Origin of the sequence: Candidatus Tisiphia endosymbiont of Hybos culiciformis (genome assembly GCF_964030975.1) — a bacterium.
Taxonomy (GTDB): Bacteria; Pseudomonadota; Alphaproteobacteria; order Rickettsiales; family Rickettsiaceae; genus Tisiphia.
Map to the genome: position 1 here is coordinate 1,021,974 of NZ_CAXIQH010000001.1, position 22,042 is coordinate 1,044,015.

At 33.3% G+C, this 22,042-nt stretch carries 20 protein-coding genes; 8 read left to right on the plus strand and 12 right to left on the minus strand.

Going from position 1 to position 22,042, the window contains the following annotated elements; genetic code table 11:
- Positions 1-48: 48 nt before the first annotated feature.
- Entirely contained in the window at positions 49-1,911 is a 1,863-nt protein-coding gene (locus ACQH2P_RS05590) for a patatin-like phospholipase family protein (protein ID WP_425363374.1), read from the plus strand.
- Positions 1,912-2,657: 746 nt separating this feature from the next.
- Here ACQH2P_RS05590 and ACQH2P_RS05595 read toward each other — a convergent pair.
- The 3 genes from ACQH2P_RS05595 to ACQH2P_RS05605 form a co-directional block, all read right to left on the minus strand.
- A complete protein-coding gene (locus ACQH2P_RS05595; RefSeq protein WP_425362497.1) occupies positions 2,658-3,881 on the minus strand; it encodes an IS256 family transposase in 1,224 nt (407 codons plus the stop codon).
- Positions 3,882-4,207: 326 nt separating this feature from the next.
- Positions 4,208-5,254, minus strand: a complete 1,047-nt coding sequence (locus ACQH2P_RS05600) for an IS110 family RNA-guided transposase (protein WP_425362708.1) — start codon at positions 5,252-5,254, stop codon at positions 4,208-4,210.
- 435 nt (positions 5,255-5,689) lie between these two features.
- Positions 5,690-6,058, minus strand: coding sequence for a hypothetical protein (locus tag ACQH2P_RS05605; RefSeq protein ID WP_425363375.1), 369 nt, complete (start codon positions 6,056-6,058; stop codon positions 5,690-5,692).
- A 245-nt stretch (positions 6,059-6,303) separates the two neighbouring features.
- Between ACQH2P_RS05605 and ACQH2P_RS05610 the strand changes: the two genes are divergently transcribed.
- Positions 6,304-6,429, plus strand: a complete 126-nt coding sequence (locus ACQH2P_RS05610) for a hypothetical protein (RefSeq protein ID WP_425363376.1) — start codon at positions 6,304-6,306, stop codon at positions 6,427-6,429.
- A 121-nt stretch (positions 6,430-6,550) separates the two neighbouring features.
- On the opposite strand, the gene ACQH2P_RS05615 is transcribed toward ACQH2P_RS05610, so the two are convergent.
- A complete protein-coding gene (locus tag ACQH2P_RS05615) occupies positions 6,551-6,652 on the minus strand; it encodes an integrase core domain-containing protein (protein ID WP_425364114.1) in 102 nt (33 codons plus the stop codon).
- Between the two features lie 986 nt (positions 6,653-7,638).
- On the opposite strand from ACQH2P_RS05615, the gene ACQH2P_RS05620 reads away from it, so the two are divergent.
- Positions 7,639-8,013 carry a helix-turn-helix domain-containing protein gene (locus ACQH2P_RS05620; RefSeq protein WP_425363377.1) on the plus strand — a complete coding sequence of 125 codons (375 nt, stop codon included), beginning with the start codon at positions 7,639-7,641 and terminating at the stop codon, positions 8,011-8,013.
- A 308-nt stretch (positions 8,014-8,321) separates the two neighbouring features.
- Here the strand turns inward: ACQH2P_RS05620 and ACQH2P_RS05625 are convergent, their stop codons facing one another.
- From ACQH2P_RS05625 to ACQH2P_RS05635, 3 genes are all read right to left on the minus strand, one after another.
- Complete coding sequence (locus tag ACQH2P_RS05625) at positions 8,322-9,767, minus strand: SH3 domain-containing protein (RefSeq protein WP_425363378.1); 1,446 nt, start codon at positions 9,765-9,767, stop codon at positions 8,322-8,324.
- 219 nt (positions 9,768-9,986) lie between these two features.
- Positions 9,987-10,118 carry a hypothetical protein gene (locus tag ACQH2P_RS05630; RefSeq protein WP_425363379.1) on the minus strand — a complete coding sequence of 44 codons (132 nt, stop codon included), beginning with the start codon at positions 10,116-10,118 and terminating at the stop codon, positions 9,987-9,989.
- Between the two features lie 49 nt (positions 10,119-10,167).
- The gene (locus ACQH2P_RS05635) at positions 10,168-11,697 is read right to left on the minus strand and encodes an N-acetylmuramoyl-L-alanine amidase (RefSeq protein WP_425363380.1); all 1,530 of its coding nucleotides are present in this window, start codon (positions 11,695-11,697) and stop codon (positions 10,168-10,170) included.
- Between the two features lie 486 nt (positions 11,698-12,183).
- Between ACQH2P_RS05635 and sucC the strand changes: the two genes are divergently transcribed.
- From sucC to ACQH2P_RS05655, 4 genes are all read left to right on the plus strand, one after another.
- Positions 12,184-13,344, plus strand: coding sequence for an ADP-forming succinate--CoA ligase subunit beta (sucC, locus tag ACQH2P_RS05640; protein ID WP_425363381.1), 1,161 nt, complete (start codon positions 12,184-12,186; stop codon positions 13,342-13,344).
- A 103-nt stretch (positions 13,345-13,447) separates the two neighbouring features.
- On the plus strand, positions 13,448-14,368 hold the full coding sequence (locus tag ACQH2P_RS05645; protein ID WP_425363382.1) for an Rpn family recombination-promoting nuclease/putative transposase: 921 nt from the start codon (positions 13,448-13,450) through the stop codon (positions 14,366-14,368).
- Positions 14,369-14,433: 65 nt separating this feature from the next.
- Positions 14,434-15,312: a succinate--CoA ligase subunit alpha gene (gene sucD / locus ACQH2P_RS05650; protein ID WP_425363383.1), complete on the plus strand. Its 879-nt coding sequence runs from the start codon at positions 14,434-14,436 to the stop codon at positions 15,310-15,312.
- A gap of 397 nt (positions 15,313-15,709) precedes the next feature.
- Positions 15,710-16,774, plus strand: coding sequence for a hypothetical protein (locus ACQH2P_RS05655; RefSeq protein ID WP_425363384.1), 1,065 nt, complete (start codon positions 15,710-15,712; stop codon positions 16,772-16,774).
- A gap of 45 nt (positions 16,775-16,819) precedes the next feature.
- Here ACQH2P_RS05655 and ACQH2P_RS05660 read toward each other — a convergent pair whose 3' ends face one another.
- From ACQH2P_RS05660 to mutM, 5 genes are all read right to left on the minus strand, one after another.
- On the minus strand, positions 16,820-17,794 hold the full coding sequence (locus tag ACQH2P_RS05660) for a hypothetical protein (RefSeq protein WP_425363385.1): 975 nt from the start codon (positions 17,792-17,794) through the stop codon (positions 16,820-16,822).
- Positions 17,795-17,925: 131 nt separating this feature from the next.
- Positions 17,926-18,675, minus strand: coding sequence for a YaaA family protein (locus ACQH2P_RS05665; protein WP_425363386.1), 750 nt, complete (start codon positions 18,673-18,675; stop codon positions 17,926-17,928).
- A gap of 156 nt (positions 18,676-18,831) precedes the next feature.
- A complete protein-coding gene (acpS, locus tag ACQH2P_RS05670) occupies positions 18,832-19,209 on the minus strand; it encodes a holo-ACP synthase (RefSeq protein WP_425363387.1) in 378 nt (125 codons plus the stop codon).
- Entirely contained in the window at positions 19,206-19,598 is a 393-nt protein-coding gene (gene rpoZ / locus ACQH2P_RS05675) for a DNA-directed RNA polymerase subunit omega (protein WP_425363388.1), read from the minus strand. The genes acpS and rpoZ overlap by 4 nt, the downstream gene beginning before the upstream one ends.
- Before the next feature lie 90 nt (positions 19,599-19,688).
- Complete coding sequence (gene mutM / locus ACQH2P_RS05680) at positions 19,689-20,507, minus strand: bifunctional DNA-formamidopyrimidine glycosylase/DNA-(apurinic or apyrimidinic site) lyase (protein ID WP_425363389.1); 819 nt, start codon at positions 20,505-20,507, stop codon at positions 19,689-19,691.
- Between the two features lie 475 nt (positions 20,508-20,982).
- Here mutM and ACQH2P_RS05685 point away from each other — a divergent pair, with 475 nt between their 5' ends.
- Entirely contained in the window at positions 20,983-21,132 is a 150-nt protein-coding gene (locus tag ACQH2P_RS05685) for a hypothetical protein (RefSeq protein ID WP_425363390.1), read from the plus strand.
- Positions 21,133-22,042 lie beyond the last annotated feature (910 nt).

Genomic DNA, 22,042 nt, shown 5'->3' on the forward strand with positions numbered 1-22,042 from the left:
GACCAAATAAACTTGCACACTGGGTAAATTAAATGTTGAGTGAAAATTATGAGTAAGTTACAAAAAGAAATGCAGGAAAGGCAGGAAACTCCTTTTGAATATTTGGTTTTTAGTGGCGGTGGAGCTAAGGGAGCAATATATTCCGGTGTTTATTCAGCTTTGGCAGAATCTGGAGCAGTTGGAGCGGTCAAAGCGGTTGCCGGCTCATCTGCCGGGGCGATAAGTGCTGCAATGGTTGCATGTGGTATAGCTCCTGAAACATTTGAAAAAATTTCAAAAGAGACCAACCTAAAAGGTTTACTTGGCACACAAGGATTCTCAGCTGGTCCGGTGCAGATTGGTAAGGATGGTATGCCATTATATGATCTTTTAAATAAGACTATAAGAAAAGGTGTATCTGACTTTTTAAAGGACAAGAACCCTGTAAAGCTTTGTCAGGCGGGTCATGATAGGATTTCACAAGAGCAAGAAAAATTAGAGAAAAAAAAGCAAGAGCTTTTAAACTCAATTGAACAATTAAAACAACAAGAAGGTGATAATAGTCAGCAGATTACCGATATAAATGAAAATATTCGAGGGTTGGATTTTCAAAAACAAGAGCTAAATAAGCAATTTGCCAAAATTCAAACTATAATAGATTCCAATGGTAAAGAGTTTAGTGAATTAATGGAGAAATGTCAAAGTGGTGGGAAAATTCTTTTTAAGGATTTAGCTCTTTTAAAACTTGTTGATTCAGAACAATTTAAAGATTTATTAATTACTGCAGTAAGGCGAGACAATGGTACGTTGCAAATTTTTAGTGCGGAAAATAGCCCTAATGTTGAAATTGCTTTAGCTTGCCGAGCCTCTGCTTCAATTCCTGTAGTTTTTCAACCTGTAACAATTAATGGTGTTGAATATGTTGATGGGGGATATAGAGACAATGTACCTATGGGGTATTTTCCTGAGAATGAGAGTAAAGTGGATTCTGCTGAAGAATTAGATGGTTTTGAAGATGTCACTTTAGCAAAAACACAAGGTAGGGTTCTAGCTCTTGCTTTTGGTAGTGGTATGGATGCTTCAACAAATATGGCTATATATAGTGCCAAGCCTTTTGAAAGTCCAAGTGCTTTAATGAAATTTTTAATGGATGTAGTATATAAAGCGTTGGCTCAGGTTGGTGGGCATTTTAAATATACGGAAACTAATAAAGACACTCTTACTAATTTACGCGAGCATGCGCTAAACACGGTGACACTAGATACTCAAGGTATATCCACTCTTGATTTTGACGATGCTCAAAAATATGCGGATTATTTGCATATTAAAGGTCGTTTTCAGACTTTGGAATACTTAGATAATTATGAACTAGGTAAAGGGGTAGATAAAACGTTTGAACATCAGAAATTTCTTCTAGAGGTCTATGAGGTTTATGATAATGAAAATTTGAATAAAACATTTCCTCAGAAAATGTTAGACCATGTAATCCCGCCAAAGCCTAAAACTGAGAAAAGTTGGCAAGATCGTGATGCTACTCAAAGTCACCAAGCAAAAGCTGATACACTTTTATCTTTTTGTACTTCAGAACGTTGGGAAGGTAAAGATAATAAGAGTAGCTTAAAGGATTATGTAATACTTGCAGCGACTAACCGCAGTAAAGAAGTTAGAAATGATACCAAGGCTTTAGAATCACTGATCAAGACCTTAAATTCTCCAACAACATCAAGTAAAATTAAAGAAGATTTTATAGAATTATTAGCTATTGATAAAAAACAAGATAAAAGATTGGATACCGAAAAAAGTCCAGCAAAAAATATTGCTGAGTTTAAATTCACAAAAGAAGATTTTAGTGCCTTTCTAAGTAAAAATAAAAGTGAAGCTTTTCGTATTAGTAATCAGGGGAAAGGAGCTGGAGCTGCTAAGGGTGGATGACCATAAATAGTTGAGCTGTCAAAAGTATAGAAATACAACATCTACTATATTTAAACGAAAAAGGTGTCATTCTTAGCAACGGCGGGAATCTAGATACCGCACTGAAGCGGGGATGACAAAAAACAGGATCGTTTCGTTGGCTTACGCCTTCTTGCAATGACAGCGATTATAAAGTCCCCCCGTCAAAAGTCTAAAGATACAACATCTGCTATGTTTAAACAAAAAGGATGTCATTCCTGCGTAGGCAGGAATCTATAATATCTCAGGGCTTTTTGTCCGCCATTCTAGCTCCCTGCTTTCGCAGGGATGACAAGCTTGGTACTGTGATTAGGTTATAAAAACTTTGAAATCCATAAGGTTTTTGACAAAATAGGGTGAAAATCTTATGGATTCTCAAAATTTTTGCAGTCTATAGTGAAACCTATTGAATTAGATGATATAAATAGAAGAAAAATATCACTAATCTTTAGGAACTTATTGCTATATCTTTGTTACCTAATACACTGAGTTTCACTATAACCACAGGACAGGCTCTGTTACCACAACTATCGAGAGTTAGAAGGGGAAGCGAGTTTAGATAGTATACTTTAAAAGTCGTATGTGGTCAACAGTCATTGCGAGAAGACCGTAGGTCGACGAAGTAATTGTAAGTTGTCATATATGGACGAGTGAATTTGTCAATAAAGAAAATAAAAAATAGAGCCAGGCTCTGTCCAGAAAAGTGTGTAAATTTCCAAAATAGGTCATTAAATTTTGTTAAGCCTATCTTCAAATTTGATCATCAAATGAGCCATAGCTTCATTCCAGTTGGGAATAGGCATAGTCCATTTTTTGGTCATATAGTCAATTGTCAAATATAAGCTTTTAAAAACAGCACTATCACTAGGGAAAACACGCTTATTATTTGTTACTTTACGCAATTGACTATTAACAGATTCAACTGAATTAGTGGTATAAATTACCTTTCTAATTGCCTCTGGATATCCTAGAAAAATCATTAAATTATCCCAATGATTATACCATGATTTGGCAATTTGTGGATATTGTTTATTCCATTTTTCTTCAAAATATACTAAAGCTAAATGTGCTTGTTCTTCCGTTGCTGCAGTATATATCGGCTTTAAATCGCTAGCCACCTGCTTCCTATCTTTATATGATACGTATTTTAAACTATTTCTAATCTGATGTACAATACATAATTGATGTTCTGTTTTTGGATAAACTGCTTCTATCGCCTCAGACATACCAGTAAGATTATCACTACAGGCAATCAGTATATCCTTTAATCCTCTATTTTTCATTTCAGTAAAATTACCAAGCCAAAATTTTGCCCCTTCATTTTCACTGATCCATAATCCCAATATATCTTTTCTACCAGATAAATCAATCCCTAATGCAACATATATTGCCTTGTTAATTATCCTTTTGTCTTGCCTAACTTTTACTACTAAACAATCAAAAAATACTATCGGATATATCTCTTCTAACGGTCTACTCTGCCAAGCTTTTACATCATCCATTACATCATCGGTGATCTGACTGATTAAACTCTCACTTATTTCAACACTATACAACTCTTGTAATTGAACCTTAATATCAGATACACTCATACCTTTAGCATATAATGATAAGACTTTATCATCAAAACCATCAAAACGTTTTTGTCTTTTCGGTAGTATTGCTGGTTCAAAGGTACTACGCCTATCTCTTGGTACTTCTATCTCAACCGCTCCATGTTCGGAGATCAGTTTTTTGCTAGTTATACCATTACGAGCATTATCATTATCTACACGACTGTATTTATCATAGCCTAGATGATTATTCAATTCTGACTGCAATGCCTTCTCTATCAAGCGTTTGGTCAATTCTTTTAATAATCCTCCTTCTTTCAGTATTGTGCTTACATCTGTATCATTATCTATTAATAAATCTACTGCTTGCTTTATTGATTCATTTGTTTTTTTATTCATGTAATTTCCTTTTTTGTTATATTTTTATATATAACCTATCTCGAAATTTACACACTTTTCTGGACAGAGCCTAGAGCCACAAAGGAAGCGGTCATATATTCGGCATCGAGTGCCATAATGGTTTCTGCATTCTTCTAAATATCCTTGAGTAACCTCTCATTCCCACGGCTTCTAGAGCCTCGACATAATTGCGGATTTTGTTCAGAATACTTATTTCATTAACTCTTTTACTTTCGTTCTCTTTATTGTTACTAACTTACTCGCAATATTTACCAATTGCCATTCTTTTGCTTAATTGACATAAATTATCCTTCTTGCCAACAGCGCTAATTTGCGACATACTCGCTGCCATTGGTAACTACTGCATAAGCTATTCTAGCTAATTTATTCGCTAAACCAACACATATAATATTATATGATTTGTTTTCAGCAAATTTCTTCACTGCCCACTGAACTAGCTTATCTTTTGATTCTTTATCGCTTTTGGCTCTTATTGCTATTGTTCTTGCAGCTTGAATCAACATAGTTCTAGCATATCTATCACCTTGTTTGCTAATTCCTCCTAAAACTATCTTATCTCCTGAGGTGTATTGTTTTGGCACCAAACCAAGCGACGCAGAAAAATCCCTCGGGGTTGCGTAATTTTCCATTGGTGCTACGCTCAAACAACTAGCATTGATTGCTCCAATCCCAAAAATTGTCTGCAACCTAATAGCTTTCTCATTCTGTTTATTATTACTGATTATCAGCTTTTCTAAAGTTTTTTCTTTGTTACACAAATTCTCAATTTCTTCACATTCTAAAAGTAAAATTGACTGTACCCCAGAAGTTATATAACCTTCTATATACGCTAATTCTACCTCCGACTTACATGCTTTGCAAAATTTATTTTTGCTTAATTTTGTATTATAACCATATTCATATAAACTTGATATTGTAGAATTAGTTTTTTGTACTCGATCTCTGATCGTATTACTTCGGATTTTATGCAAAAATTTTATATCTTGTTCCTCTTTGCTTTTGGGTAACACATCTTTTAGCTCTGGATCGCGAGCAGCTTTACATATTGCTAAGGCATCGTTATAATCATTTTTCTGCCTCGATGTTGCATAAATTTTTACATCTTTTGTTTTCATCAACTTAACTTGCAAATCAAGCTTGTTAATTTCTTGCGACCAATAATTACCTCCTCCACATGCTTCCATGACCACCAGTGAACTTTTATTGAGATTGTTTAAACATCCTATTAACTCATCTCTTTTAACTTTTTGATGACCGACTTTTTTGCCATTTTGATCAACTTGCACCAAGTGCATAATATTTTTTGCTAAATCTATTCCAATTATACTATTTTCTATGCTATTATTTATCATGGTATGGACCTATTAATTAAATTGTTATTTAATTTGGAGCAACTGAAAAACATTTTTCACCAGACTCCGTACAAGTAAAGCATATTTCGCTTCACTCGTCCATACCATCATTCCCGCTTATGCGGGAATCTAGATACCTGCTTTCGCAGGTATGACACAAAGTTTGTATCACCTAATTCAATAGGTTTCACTATAGTAGATGTTGTGTTTTAAAACTTTTGACGGGGAGACTATATAATCATAATGAATTTCAAGCCATTATTTTGAATTTTTATAATGGCTTGATGATTGTTTTAGCTAAAATATAAGCCATAGCACTTACTTTAAGTTGTCTATGCTAGTTTGCTATTTAATCAAAAGGAGAGCTTTTGGTCGTAATTTTATCTAAATTATAACATATTTATTATAATATTTAATAGATAGAAAACATATCTATTATTTTGTTTTAAATAATGATTTTTTATTTTTACTATCTACTGAGTTTTGTTGCGATTGCTTCCTAAAACTAGATTTATTCTTATGTAGTTTTATAATTTCCTTGGTTACTCTTACTACAAAAGACGGCTCAATCTCACCTTCCATACAAATTGCTTTAAAAGATTCGCCACCACCGAAAATCCATGATTTTGCTTCTTGTTCGAGCTTTTTTGCAATACGGAATTCTGATATATTGGTTGCATCAATAATTGCCTGAGTAATAATAGCTTTACGCAAGCTGACATCAGGAGAATTAGTGTATGACTTAAGGCGTTCAAATGGAGATGGGAATTTAATAACATTAGATATATTTACTTTATTTACCATAAATTTATTACCATATATTGATTTCACTTAGGTTCTGCATGCAGAACCTAAGAAGTATAATGATTTTTATGGTTGTACTAATAGTTTCGAGATAAAAATCTATAAATATTTTAAACTATCTTAATATTTATAGATGTATGGGGTCAAATGACTTGAATAACTTAGATAAAACTACCCTATAATAACCTGAATTCGATATAAGATGTAGTTATTATTATATCAAATTCAGGTTAGTTAGGTATATAGTGAAACCTATTGAATTAGGTGATATAAACTTTGTGTCATACCTGCGAAAGCAGGTATCTAGATTCCCGCCGCAGCTAGGAATGACAACTTACAATCGTTATGTTCTTTATCACCTAATCCTATGAGCATAACTATAGTGTACCCAATTGTTAAACTAAAAAAATAAGTTAATCTGTTTTTAACTATTTAGAAATTAACTATTTTTTTATAATCAAAAAATACAGCTAATACAAAATTTCAACATAGCTAATTCACTTCTATTGGTTGATAAATATCAGTTGGTCTTTTATAATTGAGAGATTGATGTCGTCTCTCATTGTTATACCACCTAATAAATTCATTCAGTATTTTCTGCTAATTCCATAATCTTAATTTTAAGGTGCAGAAGATGGAAATAATGAACGTTTTTATCTAATTATGCACCACATTACCACCCAAGAAAATTAACGATATTGTCAAATAATGTAAACTGAAGGAAAATATAAAATCAGTTAATGTGAGCCAGGTATTTTTTGCGGTCAATTAAGCGGTCAATTAAAGTGAGCCACATTGAATTTTGAAGAGTCATTTATAGTGAAACCTATTGAATTAGGTGATACAAACTTTGTGTCATACCTGCGAAAGCAGGTATCTAGATTCCCGCCGCAGCTAGGAATGACAACTTACAATCGTTATGTTCTTTATCACCTAATCCTATGAGCATAACTATATGTTTAAACAAAAAGGATGTCATTCCTGCGTAGGCAGGAATCTATAATATCTCAGGGCTTTTTGTCCACTATTTTAGATCCCTGCTTTTGCAGGGATGACAAGCTTGGTACTGTGATTAGGTTATAAAAACTTTGTAAATCCATAAGGTTTTTGACAAAATAGGGTGAAAATCTTATGGATTTTGATGTGATTTTTAACCGCAAACATGTATCACCTAATTCAATAGGTTTCACTATATCTAAAACCTCTTCCTTTTCTAATTTTCGACAGTTGTGGTATAAACCCTTCGCAATATAATTCTACAATTTTCACTTTTTAGTCTTATTCTATTAAAATAGTAAAATATAGGTTTAAAAATATAATAAGAATGAAATTATAATTTACAAGATGTATAAGTATCTATAAGATCCTTATAATGATATAAAAGTTAAAAAATATTAAGTACTAATTAGTATGAAAACAAACGATATATCAATATTTACTGATAGTAGATTAGTTTACATGGGAATAAACCTATTTTAATTGTTGCCTTTCTAGGTTAGATAATATATGACAGTAATCTTTGCATTTGTTAATATGTATATTTGCAAAAATTTAATAATTCATTCATAAAGGAGTTAACTATGGCACGAAAGAATGACTTTATAGAAAAAGCTGACAAATTTATAGGCGAGAAGATCTATTCTTTAAGGCTTGCTAAGGGGTTGTCACGTCAACAACTTGCAAAAGTAATAGTAGTAACACATCAGCAGTTACAAAAATATGAGAAGGGGGTTAATAGAATACCAATGGGTAGACTGATTCTTATTGCTAAAGCACTAGAAAAAAATATCGATTATTTTTATAATGGTTTAGAAGGAGCTGATAATGTCGAGCCTGTACATACTCAACATCAGCGTATGTGTATAGAAGTATCAAGGAATTTTATGAAAATTCGTAACTCCGCACATCAACAAGCTATTAATGCATTGATACGTTCTTTGATTAAAGAAGATTAGGCGAAATAAAACATAATTATATTATTAAAAGTAGTATAACTTTCTCAGAAAATATCACTATAATTTATAGTGATATTTCACTTGAGTCATTATCGTACTTTTAAAGATTTTATTTATGTTACACTAAAAGTTATAGGAAGGAATCCTAGAACTTGTGAGTTATAGTGGGTTTGTTGAGTTGAGCAACCAATCTACTATAACTCACAATTCGCAAGTATTAAATTTCCAAATTTAAACCTATGTGCTTATTATGTCACATGTTTCTTTATACCCAACATAAATAATGTGATAAATTTACAATCTCTAATTCATTCAGCAACCTGATCTAAATAAATTACTTGAAAATATTTTTTAGCCGCTAACGACTCTATATTAGGCATTTCAGGATATTGTAGTAATAACGGTAAGAATACGCTTCCTCCAACAACAATACGTGTATTGACTCCAGCAGGACGTAATCCCCATACATTTTGATAACTCATGGCCATTAAGGGGATTTCTTTATTATGAGAATTGGGATAATTACCAATATACATAACTACATGTCCTCCAATATATATGATGGTCAAGAACGGTTTACCGCTCCCCATTAGATACGATATCCTCTGTTCTGGAGAAGCAGAACTCATATCCACCACTCTACCATATTTTGATTGATCTGATGCTTGTCTTGGCAACCATATCCCAAAAGTAGCAAAAAAGTTTTTTAATTCTGCGGAACAATCATTATAAAAATACAAATTCTCCCAACCATATGGACGACCAACTAGACTACTAAGAATATTAGCTATATTACGCTGAGTGACCATCAAAGGTATTTCTATAGTATTTTGATTAGATACTTGAGCATATTTGACCACAGCATATCCATTGCTTATTGAAGGTATCATTAACTCTTTGCTGAGAGTGCTATTGTTGTTCATTGGGAATATGGAGCCTATATACGCATAAAATAGGAATTGACCTGTTGTGTCAGTTATAGCTGTTTGAGTACGAGTAATTGCCACAAGGTGAGATTTTGCTGCCATCTGCCATTTATTAACAAATTCTGTGGTTGTTTGGGCAATCCCACTACTTTTCACCCATACAATAAAATCAGGAGCTATGACCAACGACCAGGCTCTATCCTTTGTTGTTCCTATAATATAAAGAGGTGTTCCAGCCCAAATAGATGACATTTGTAAGTTATCAAAAGGATATCCTTGACCTGCCTGCTTGTAACTATAAAAATGGACGTCATCAGTTGGTAATAATCGTCCATGCAAATTATCAATGGCAATAGCTCTGTTACTAGCTTGATAAGTTAAATTATAAAATTGTGTTATATTAATATTAGCACTAATATTATCAATCCAACCTTCCGTATAAGGACGGAAATTCTCTCCATAAGCAATTGCATTACCGGTTTTATCTTTGTTGCCAAATTCAATTAAACTATTTTGTATAATAGTCACTATATCATTCGGTGCAGCTTTATGTAATAATTGGTTTACATATTGCTTATTCCATGGGGATAAATTACCATAATTATGTTCATAAAGTTTTTCTAGATGTTTCTTTTGTACATCTGGACTTAATAATGGAGTATCGTAATCAGGATTATTTTTATTTATCCAGTCATTAATATTTTGAGAATAATTTTCTAGAGGAAATATCTGGATAACATCTTGGTCTATTTTCCGATTCTTAGTAGCTGTTAAAGTGCAACTAGTCATAGAACATAATATAAGTAAATAAAAAATACGTTTTATCATAAAATAAACTCCTAAATTCTACCATTATTATTTTATAGCTAACCTGGATAACATTATCCCCCATTTACAGACGTCTATTAACGAGGAAATGATACTTTAGTCGCGACAAATTAATGCCAGGTTGTTTCCCTATGACTTTTAAATTGCCATACTTAAGTAACAATATATCATAAAAATCAACTACACTAATAGATATACGCAAATTATTTAAGAAATTTTTTAGCTAACCCGATTAGCATTTATCCATAGTTGATCTAGGGTAATGTTGTCGTCCCTGCGAAGACAGGGGTCTAGAATAACACTCAAAAAGCCCTTAGCTATTATAGATTCCCGCCTACGCGGGAATGACATCCTTTTCGTTGAAACAAATAGCTAAATGCTAATCGAGTTAGCTATAATATTAGTTTGTCTCATTAACTTGTAATTTAGATTTCTCTAAGTATTTTAATATTTCTTCATGTAATACAGTCCATTTAACTTGTTTTTTCATGAGAGGTAGAAATTCTTCCTTCCATACTTTTATATATTGCTGAGAATATTCTTTTTCGCACTTCTGAAATTCAGAAGAAATATTTGTTTTAAACATAGCTATTAAATTTGAAACCTTAGTAATTTTATGACTATCTAAAGATTTCAAAGATAAAATGTCTTGTTGTAAAATATCTATTTTATTTAATATATTGCTCTTAAAGGTATTATATAGCAAGCTTATATCATACCTTAAATCAGAATTATAATATATTTCCATTGTATCTATTAGACTATTGAACGCTTCACGTGATACCTCTTGTTCATAACTTGTAAGGCAAGTTAATAAATATTTATAATCTTCTTCATTTAAATCACGTGATTTAATAAGCATATGAATTTTGGAACGCAAATTATTAAATTCACTATAAATACTATCTCGATACTTACCTAGAAGCTTAGGAAATATATCTTGTTGCTCCAATTTCAAAGGTAAATCTTTCCTAATTTTTATTGGTAGATTATGTATCGAAAACTGATATACTACCCACATAAAACTCTCATCAAATTCATTTGAGTAATTGATACGATCATCAGGTACATTTATCTTACCTTCTTTATCACTCCAAGGTCGTATCTTATAAAAGAATCTATTCAGCCTTTCTTTTAATTTCAAAATAGCTACGTTTTTATCTCCCATTTTATATAAGACTTTATCCATTAAGTGCTTAGCCTTGTTGTGGTCTATTCTATCATTTATATGCAACCCTATATTATTTTTTTCCAATAACTCCCAATCAAATAATTTATGAGGATCAACTTTACGTAGCACATAACTGTCAAGTGCCTTACTGTACAATATTGTCCCTATTTCAGCATGACTAAATATCATATCTTTTCTTATTTTAAAACGTTTCATAAGATATAGGAGCAATTCTTTTACAGATTCCATTTGCTGTTGTGGAAACAACTCACGCCCAGTATTAACTATTTCTATACCGATAGAATAATCATTTAAAGCAGTTAACTCTTCAAATCGCTCACCCGTTTTAATTTTAGCATAACTAATACCAGCGTGGTACGCACGCTTTTCTAAAGGAACCGTTAACGTAATACTACCATCTCTATCTACAATAAAATGAGCAGATAAACCTACTTTATTTAGTAATTCTTTTGTATCTTTTAATGTTGATACAACAGTATGGTGAACTATAACCATTGATACTTTTTTATTTTCTCTGTCACCATAATTTGCAACTGGAACAGGGGCTAGGAACAGTAAATTCTTCTTTTGTAATAAAGGAAGCTCTTTTTGTAAATGATCAAAATCATTTTGAAAGATTACAATATCAGGATACGGCTTAGATAAAGTACGCCCTTCTTTATGGGAACACCCAGCATTTAACAATGCAACTATTATAACATAGTATCTTAAAAAAGTCTCAAGAGTTTTATTGGTCATACAATCACTAAATAAAATATGTTAAAAAATTAAGTACGTATAGCTAGCCAGATTAGCATTACCATTATTGCGAGGAGCCACTTTAGTGGCAACGAGGCAATCCAATAAAGTGGTATTTGGATTGCTTCGTCGTAGCAATGCTACTTCCTCGCAATGACGCCAATTTACTATGGATGAATGTCAATTAGGTTAGCTATATCTTTTATTTTAGATTATTCAATGGTAAATTCAAGGGATTAATCAGGAACACCTCATTCCTTCTTCGTTATATTTTGTATATATAATCTATTTCGAAATTTACACATTTTTCTGGACGCCTAGGCATTATCTCCTTAATATTATACTTGCTATTTTTTTTGGTAGCATTCAGTTTGCACTAGAATTAGCTGATATGGGGTAATGACAAAACTAAATGATGCTTTACAGATGGACAACATTTGTTGTATATAAGAACATAAGCTTAAATATACTTAAAAAATTATAAAAATGAATATTCATGAATACCAAGCAAAGATGATCTTGAGACAATATGGCATACCTACCTCAACAGGGGTTGTGATATTGCAAAAAGAAGATATCGATAAACTAATTGATGATTTAGAGGCAGAGCTATATGTGGTTAAAGCCCAAATTCACGCAGGTGGTAGGGGGAAAGCTGGTGGTGTAAAAGTTGTAAGAAGTAAAGAAGAGGCAAAGAAGGCAGCTCACGCGATGTTTGGAATTAACCTAATAACTCATCAGACATCATCTGATGGGCAAAAGGTTCGTCGTCTATATGTTGAATCTGGCTGTGATATTCTAAAAGAATATTATTTTAGTGCTGTTTTTGATCGTAGTAATAGTAAAGTAACCTTTATAGCCTCTATTGAAGGTGGTGTAGATATTGAAGAAGTTGCCCATAATACTCCACAAAAAATTATCAAAATATCAGTTGATCCTGCAACAGGCATACAACCATTTCATTGTCGTCAAATAGCATATAAGCTTGGCTTTAAAAATGAACAAGCAAAACAAATGATGAAAATTGTTGAATCAACCTATCAGGCTTTTATAGCAACTGATGCTAACCAAATTGAAATTAATCCATTAATCACAAAACCTGATGGTAGTTTATTGGCACTTGATGCTAAGATTAACTTTGATGATAATGCATTATTTAAACATCCTGATATTTTAAATATGCGAGACAATGATGAAGAAAATGCTCTTGAAATGCAAGCAAATAGCCTTGGTCTTAGTTATGTTAAGATGGATGGTACTATTGGTTGTATGGTGAATGGTGCTGGATTAGCTATGGCGACAATGGATATTATCAAGCTTTATGGTGCTGAACCAGCAAATTTTTTAGACGTTGGTGGTGGAGCTGATCGTAAGAAAGTAACGGAAGCGCTAAAAATAATTCTATCAGATTCGCACGTACAAGGAGTTTTAGTTAATATTTTTGGTGGGATAATGCGTTGCGATATAATTGCTGAGGGTATTATTGCTGCAGTAAAAGAAATTGGCATCAAGGTTCCCCTGGTTGTGCGTTTAGCTGGCACCAATTTTGAGTTAGGTAAAGATATTTTAGCAAATTCTGGTTTAAAAATAATCGCTGCAAATGATTTAGGTGATGCTGCTGTTAAAATTGTTGCTGCGGTAAAGTAATTGCATGAACTTAGACATTGTTACAAAACAACTTTTTCTTTTAATTTTAGTGCCATAAAACACCCTGGGAAATGATGAATTTTAAACTATAGGTAATTTTATTGTGACTCCAGACAGACCAAAACATGATAAAATATTTCGTAAATCTATGGAGAATCCAATAGTTGCCAAAGAGTTTCTGGCAACTCACTTACCTAAAGAGGTACTGGCTTTAATTGACAGCACAACTCTAAAATTAGAAAAAGATAGTTTTATTGAACCAGACCTTTCTGAAACTATCTCGGACATATTATTTTCTGTTAAGTTTAATGATACGGATGGCTATATTTTTTTGTTATTAGAGCATCAAAGTACGGTTGATCAGCTAATGGCGTTTAGGTTATTTAAATATATGGTGAATATTTGCGATCGATATTTAACTATTAATCCTAAATCTAAACGCCTTCCGTTAATCTATCCGTTAGTGTTGTACAATGGCAAGAAAAAATATGATGCCCCACTTAACATATGGGATTTATTTACCTACCCAGATTTAGCAAGGTGCTTCTGGATAAATGATTATCAGCTTATTAACGTGCAGGATATCCCAGATGAAGAACTTAAGAAAAAGGTGTGGTCTGGTATTCTGTTATTTTTTCTCAAACACATCCACGAGCGTCAATTACTGAAAAGATGGCAAGAAATCTCTGATCTCTTGCCTGAATTAACTAAAGTGAGCATAGGTTATGACCATATAAGAAATCTATTACACTATACTTTGACCTTTATTGAGCAAAGTGATAAAATAGAGTTAGAAAAAATGTTAATCACCAGTTTAACTAAAGAAAAAGGAGAGGAACTTATGCCTAGTATAACCCAAGTATGGACAGAAGAAGGTATTCAAATTGGCGAAGCTAGAGGCGAAGCTAGGGGCGAAGCTAAATTAATAAAAATGATGATAAGTAATGGTAGCTCTATTGAAGAAGTAGCTAGAATGACAGGGCTATCTATTACTAAAATCAATGAATTACTGAAAATACAGTAAACAAATTATTAGTCTTAAAATAGGTCTATTCAATCACTATTTCAAAAAATACGGAAAATACATATATGTCAATATTAGTTGATAAAAACACAAAAGTAATTTGCCAGGGTTTTACTGGTTCACAAGGGACTTTCCATTCTGAACAAGCCATTGATTATGGCACTAAGATGGTAGGAGGAGTAACTCCTGGAAAAGGAGGAAATACTCATTTAGGTTTACCTGTATATAATACAGTACATGAAGCAGTTGAAAAAACAGGGGCTACAGCCAGCGTTATTTATGTTCCACCGCCATTTGCTGCTGATTCAATTTTGGAAGCTATAGATGCAGGAATTGGATTAGTAGTATGTATTACAGAAGGTATACCAGTACTTGATATGATAAAGGTCAAAAGGGCATTAGTCGGATCAAAAACTAAATTAATTGGCCCCAATTGTCCAGGCATTATTACTCCTGATGAGTGTAAAATAGGCATAATGCCTGGTTATATTCATAAGAGAGGAAGGGTTGGAATTATATCTCGTTCCGGTACTTTAACGTATGAAGCAGTAGCACAGACTACAGCTACTGGTCTTGGTCAATCCACCTGTATTGGTATTGGTGGAGATCCAGTTAACGGTACTGATTTTGTTGATTGTATTGAAATGTTTTTAAAAGATGATGAAACAGAATCAATTATTATGATTGGCGAAATAGGTGGGGATGCTGAAGAAAAGGCTGCTGAATTAATAAAAAGTTCAAAGATTAAAAAACCGATAGTTAGTTTCATTGCTGGTATTACCGCTCCTGAAGGAAAAAGAATGGGGCATGCTGGTGCGATTATTTCTAATGGTCAAGGGTCAGCTGAACATAAGTTAGAGGCACTACAGAGTGCAGGGGTTACTATCACTAGATCGCCAGCTGATATCGGTAAAACTATGTTTGAATTATTAGGAAGAATCTAAATTTAAGAAAAGACATAATAGAAAAAGTGTTATTTCCACAGACTCCCAATAGTATCCGAGTAGAATCAGCACATCAAGCAGCATTGTTGCGAGGAAAGCATAGGTCTACGAGGCCCAAAGCCTTCAACGTCGAAAGTTAGAAGGTAGAGCGGGTTTATAGGTAATCGTAGCAGTTTAAAAGTTATGGTGTCATTCCTAGCTGCGGCGGGAATCTATAATATTCCAGAGTTTTTTGACGCTATTTTAGATCCCGCACCGAAGCAGGGATGACACAAAACCCGCTCTACCTTCTAACTTTCGACAGTTGGGGGCTTCGCTACTCCTCGCAATGACGTTTAGAAACTTATAGCAATATCAACAACCTAGTTGGGTTGCCATATAATTAAGCGGAGATTAAATGCTTAGCACACTATATAACGACCTTATTTTACAGGTTAAAACCAATAAATATGATTTTTTAAGGTTTGAGCTGATCAAGCAAGATGAAATAAAGGCTCTTGCAGCTCAGCTTACTGCAAAATATGATACTATGATTATTATAGGTTTTGGAGCATCTTGCCTAAATGTTAAAGCATTGCTAAGTATGAAGGCAGTAGCTACTAAAAAGCTAATATATCTTGATAATTTAGATCAGTTGGCAATTGATAAAAAATTGGCAGTAGTTGACTTAGATAAAGCAGTGTTTTTTTCATTAAGTAAGTCTGGGAATACCAATGAGACCTATTTATTAACTAAGTATGTTTTAAAAGTTTTGCAAGTCCCCTCTCAAAACATTTATGTAATAGCACCGTTTAGTAATAATTTGTTATATAATTTAGCGAAGTCTTTTGGTGCAAATTGTTTAGAACATGATAATGTAAGCAGTGGAAGGTTTGGTATAATTTCTAATGCCTCTTTACTACCAGCGGCAATTGCAGGAGTTGACGTAGATAAAGTCGTTGCAGCTGCTTTCCAAAAAATATCAGATATTATTCTTGATGGCTCTAATGTTTGTCAGATAGCTGAGCATTACCTTAATCAATATTCTTTAAATAGACATATGTTAGTTATGTTTAATTATAGTTACCAATTAGATGGTTTGTGTAGATGGCAACAACAGATTATAGCTGAATCGCTTGGTAAGAATGGTTTTGGTATAACTCCTATAATGGCAAAAGGAACATTTGATCAGCACAGTCAGTTGCAACTTTATTTAGAAGGTTCGGATGATAAATTTTATAAAATTATTACTAACAACAAAGAGAATTCAGATATCGACATGAGTCTAGCTGCTCATGCCAACAATATATATAATGCATTAGTGCAAGTTAAACGACCAGTGATGCTAGAGAATTTTGTACATATCGATGAGTATGTAATTGTAGATCAAATTATTCACACAATGTTGAGTACTATACTAATTGCTAATCACCTAAAAATCGATCCATTCAACCAACCATCTGTTGACCAATATAAGATATGATGCCGATTACAACTCTTCAATTTAAAGGTTAAAGCATAAAAAGTACTAATTCACGTGTTTCCAACCAGGTCTTTTAGTTTTCCCAGTCATACAAAAATCAGTAACGTCTCCTATAAAAGATTTAAAATCCTCATTCTCTTTAACTAATCTATTAGCCATATCCCAATCAATTTCTAATCTTTCTTTAGCAGGAATTAGTATTTGACCTGTTTCAACCGGCTCTTTTATATTTAATAAAATAAATCCTATGCCATGTCTAGCAGCAAGAATCTCTAGCTCGCGTAAAGTATCTCCTCCTTTGCCTTCTACTAAAGAAGACGCTACTAAATATCCATAATGAGCCCATGAGGAATTTGATAGTGCTTGGAAAAAAGATTGTCGCACATTGCTAGTATCAATTTCTACTTTTACCTCAAAAGACCAAAGCTTAGCTTTTTTATCGGCAAATTGTTTTACACAATTATTGATCGTTAATGCCCAATCTTTAGTAAGATCCTCCATTCCCACTAGATCAGGATGTAACCATTTATTACCGTTAGTACCTTTACGATTTGAAGAACATTTCTCATTAATAATCATGTTATAAATACCAAGTTTATTCCAAAGAAATTCTGAAAATTTTAGATATATATCTTTTTCTTTTATGTTTGGTTCTTTCCTAACATCCTTTTCTTTTATGTTTGGTTCCTTTTCAGTGTTTTTTATCTCCACCTGATCAGTTTCTTTAGTATAATAATACCTACGCGGGTGCTCTATTTTTTTAAAATTAGGTTCCTTTTTTTGTATAGCTTCATACCACTCTTTTTTTATTTCTGCACTAAAGAATCCTCTTATAATTTTAGCTATTTTTGCTGGATCAGTTACATTGATTAGGTTTTTGTTTTTACTGTTTTCTGCTTTTCTCTTGACTTCCTCAGGATAAGTTTTTACTAGCCATTCAGCTATTTCCTTAGAAGTAAATTTTTGACCTTCATTGCTTTTAAGAAAATCAATAATTGCTTTGTTACGGTTAAATTCCATAGTTAATCCTACTATTTTACAAACTATTGATTAAATAATAATCAAAATAGCAAAGAATTTAAAGATAATTAACAGATATAATTGCAAGTTATTACCTTTAAATTTAAATATAATGACAATGTTGCAATTTATTAATTTTTAACAAATATCCAATCTTTATTGGAAGACTCAGTTTCACTATATTGATAATTTTGCTTAGAGAAATATTTTAATTTTTCAGGTAGGTCTATAAGATTTTCTGCAATAAAATTAAGCATACTGCCCCTAGCCTTTTTGGAGTTTATTGCTATTATTTGTAATTTATTATTTCTTTTTTCTTTAAAATATATATTAATTATTGGATATTTAAGATTATTTTGATTGATAACGCAGGAATATTCATTAGATGCTAGGTTGATTAGATATTTATTTTGGTGAGTTGCTAATATTTGATTAACATAATTGGTGATATCGTCTTGCCAGAAAATTGATAATTTTTCAAAATTCGGCAATTTTATTGCCATTTCTAGTCGATAAGGTTTTATTTTATCAAAAACTCTTAGTGCACCGTAAAAACCTGATATAATTAACGTGTGTCCTTGCAAGAAATCCCATTGCTTCTCAGTAAGATTCTGCCTATCCATATTATGGTAAACATCCCCATCATAGGCAAATATCGCTTGTTTCTCCGGCTGGTTATCGAAATCCTGAAATCTATGATAATTAAGCTCAGCCAGTTTATCACTAACCCCCATTAACTGCTTGATCTGATTTTGCGACAAAGTTTTACATATTTGTAAAAGCTCTTGTGTTTTAGTAAGGAAATGGGGTTGTGCCGATGGTAGCCCCACTATTTGAGAAGTAAAATCTTGAGTTTTAGCTGGTGAGATTATACTGAGCATAGCAATATTATTTGTATATATTACTAACTTTAGCATATATTAATTAAAAACCCAAGATATAATCTAATATTTGTGTACGCTTCTGCTTTGAAGAATTGTTTTTTGGAAATATCACTTTTCCGTTGGACACATGGCTAAATCGGGCTAGCTATAGAGCTAAGAGGTAGTGATTGCAAACGCTACAGAAGTTGGGTAATCGTCTGAAATAGATAAGTGAATTTTAATTTGTCTAAACTTTTCTAGGCTTTCGGGATGATCAATTGATACAAACGGCTTTCCCAAATCATCATTTAATACAGAGATGTCTTTAAATCGTAAATTTCTGCCAATTCCAACGCCAAGGGCTTTACTAACTGCTTCTTTTGCAGCAAATCTTTTTGCCAAAAAACAACCATATTGGTCTTTACTTAGAGAGGTTAGCTTCTGCATTTCCTTTTTAGAAAGAATTCTATCTATAAAACGTTGGCCATATAGGTTTAATACCCTTTCTATTCTTGGAATTTGTACTATATCTGTACCAATGCCAATAATCATTTTTGTTCGTTATCACTGATATTATCATCAAATATTTGATCATCTAAATCAGAATAATCCTCAGTAACACTAATATCTGAGCCGCTTGGTAAATAATCAAAATTTTCTGTAGCAGTATCAAGAGCAGCATCAGTATTTTCTTCATCAATAGGATCGATTCTATTTTTTGTTCGAAGGCGTTTTAGTAAGTGGGATTTTAGGGTAGAAATTGTTACATGACCAGCCGCTATTTCACGTAATGCCAGCACAGTTGCCTTATCACCCTTAACGTTACTAATGGTCATCTTGCTACCAGAATTTATATCATTTGCTCTTTGAGCCGATAGAGCCACTAGCTCAAACCTATCGTGAATTTTTCCAATACAATCTTCAATCGTGATCCTAGCCATAACACTCTCTTTTTATTTTACAAAATTCAACAATCAATTAAGTATACTTAGTAACTTAGTAGATTTCAAGGATAGAATTTTTACTTCCTATTATTCTTGACAAGTAGCACAATAGAAACTAGTCCGACCGGATTGTTTTATTTTCTTTATTATTCCTTGGCAGTTCAAACATTTTTGATTTTCTCGGGCATAGACCTGTAATTCTTGTTGGAAATAACCAGGTTTACTATCACCGCTAACAAAATCTTTGAGAGTGGTTCCGCCTGCTGATATGGCCTTTGTTAGGACATATTTGATGGCTAACAACAAATTACTTATTTCGTTGTTTGATAAACTACTACCCAGTTTGCCTGGATGTATTTTAGCGATAAAAAGGCTCTCAGAGGCATATATATTACCAACACCAACAATAATACGATTATCCATCAGTAAATTTTTTATCGGAACAGAGCGATTCAGCAATTTTATTTTTAGATATTCATACGACATATCCTCTGACAGAGGTTCTACGCCTAGATTTACTAAAAATTTCTCTTCAAGGAACTTTGTTTGCCCGGTATAAATCATACCGAAACGTCGTGGATCATTAAAAACTAATTTTTCGCAAGTTCCCAAAGAGAGAATAACATGATCATGCTTTTGTAGCTGATAATCGCTAGGTTGTAGTGTTAACCTGCCGGTCATACCAAGATGGACAATAATCGAATAATAATTATCTAGATCAATTAGCAAATATTTTGCCCTACGCCTTAGGGCGATAATTCTTGCTGATTTTACATCTGACTCCAACTGTTCGCTCAGCTTATAACGTATATTATCTCGCCTTTTATCAAGCTTATTGATGGTAGCCCCTACTATTCGCTGTTCTAGACAGCGTTTTAATGTTTCAACCTCAGGAAGTTCTGGCATTTTTACATTTTACTACTATTGTTAATCTATTATATACTATATATACCACATAAACAACTTAGCACTAATAGGTTCTGTGAATATTTCTATTTAATGGATGATTTTATACTCCTTTAGGAGGAGGCGTGATGTCATTCCCGCGAAGGATGTCATTCTCCGCATTCTCTTGTCATTCCCGCGTAGGCGGGAATCTAAGATCCCTGCATTCGCACACTGGTGTCCGGGTAAAATTTTGCAGGGCAATTTAAAAGTCGCAACTAATAGTAAAAAACCAGTTTTATTTAGGTGAGTAGTCGTCATTGCGAGGAGCCGCAAAGCGGCTACGCGGCAATCCAAAAATTGCAGCGGTAAAAATAAAACAGCAAACTGTTTATTTGGATCGCCACGCCACTTCGTGGCTCGCGATGACAACCACTTGTTTCTGTAATTTAGTATTTCTATCATTAGTTGTAACTTTTAAACTGCCCTGAAAATTTTGACCCAAGGTTTAAGTGGTATAGTGAAACCTATTGAATTAGGTGATGCAAACTTTGTGTTAACCTTGCGAAAGCAGGCATCTAGATTCCCGCCGTTGCTAAGAATGACAACTTACAATCGTTATGTTCTTTATCACCTAATCCTATGAGCATAACTATATGTCAACTCATTTGATGACACGCCCTAGAGAAAAACAAATTAAATCTGGCTCCAGAGCTAGGAAATTAAAATTAATTACGATTATGAATCCAGAATGGCGTGATTTATATGAAGACAATAGACTTCCTGCATAAATCAATCTAGTTGGTGATTTTGTCGTCGAAACTTGCCTCCGCTCCTCACGTACGTCTATGTACGCTGCGGTGCTCGGCTTCGTTTCTCCTAAAAATCCCTCAACTATTTTTGACTTATGCAGGAAGTCTATTGTTTAACGTATGTCATGGATTGCTTCGTCGTGCTTTGCTACTTCTCGCAATGACGAGTGGGACACATATACGTCATTGCGAGACCACATAGTGGTCGTGGCAATCCATAAAAGTGATTAGAAATGGATTGCTTCGTTGCTACTAAAGTAGCTCCTCGCAATGACGGAGTAATGCTAATACTTACGTTATGAGACTGCAAAAATAATAGAGTTTGACTAATGGAAGAGATTTGTGTATGATCATAGTTAACACCTCAATAACGGTTGTAATTTAATAGCGATGCTATTGGATTAATTAATTTAGCTAGTAAGTACTTTGAGCGGTCAAACTTTAGAGTACTTACTAGTTTAGTATAATATTTAAGTCTTAGCTTTGTTGATAAACTAGGCTTGAGTTTAAATATTACATAGTTTGAGACTTATAGCTAATCCGATTCGTCATTGCGAGGAGTCACTTTAGTGGCGACGAAGCAATCCATAAAAGTGGATTGCCACTACACTCACGTGGTCTCGCAATGACGTATATCCATAACTCGTCATTACGAGAAGTACGTAAGACGTATATGTAAGCCCAAACGTCATTGCGAGGAGTGCGTAAGCACAACGAAGCAATCCATTTTAATTACTTTCTAGA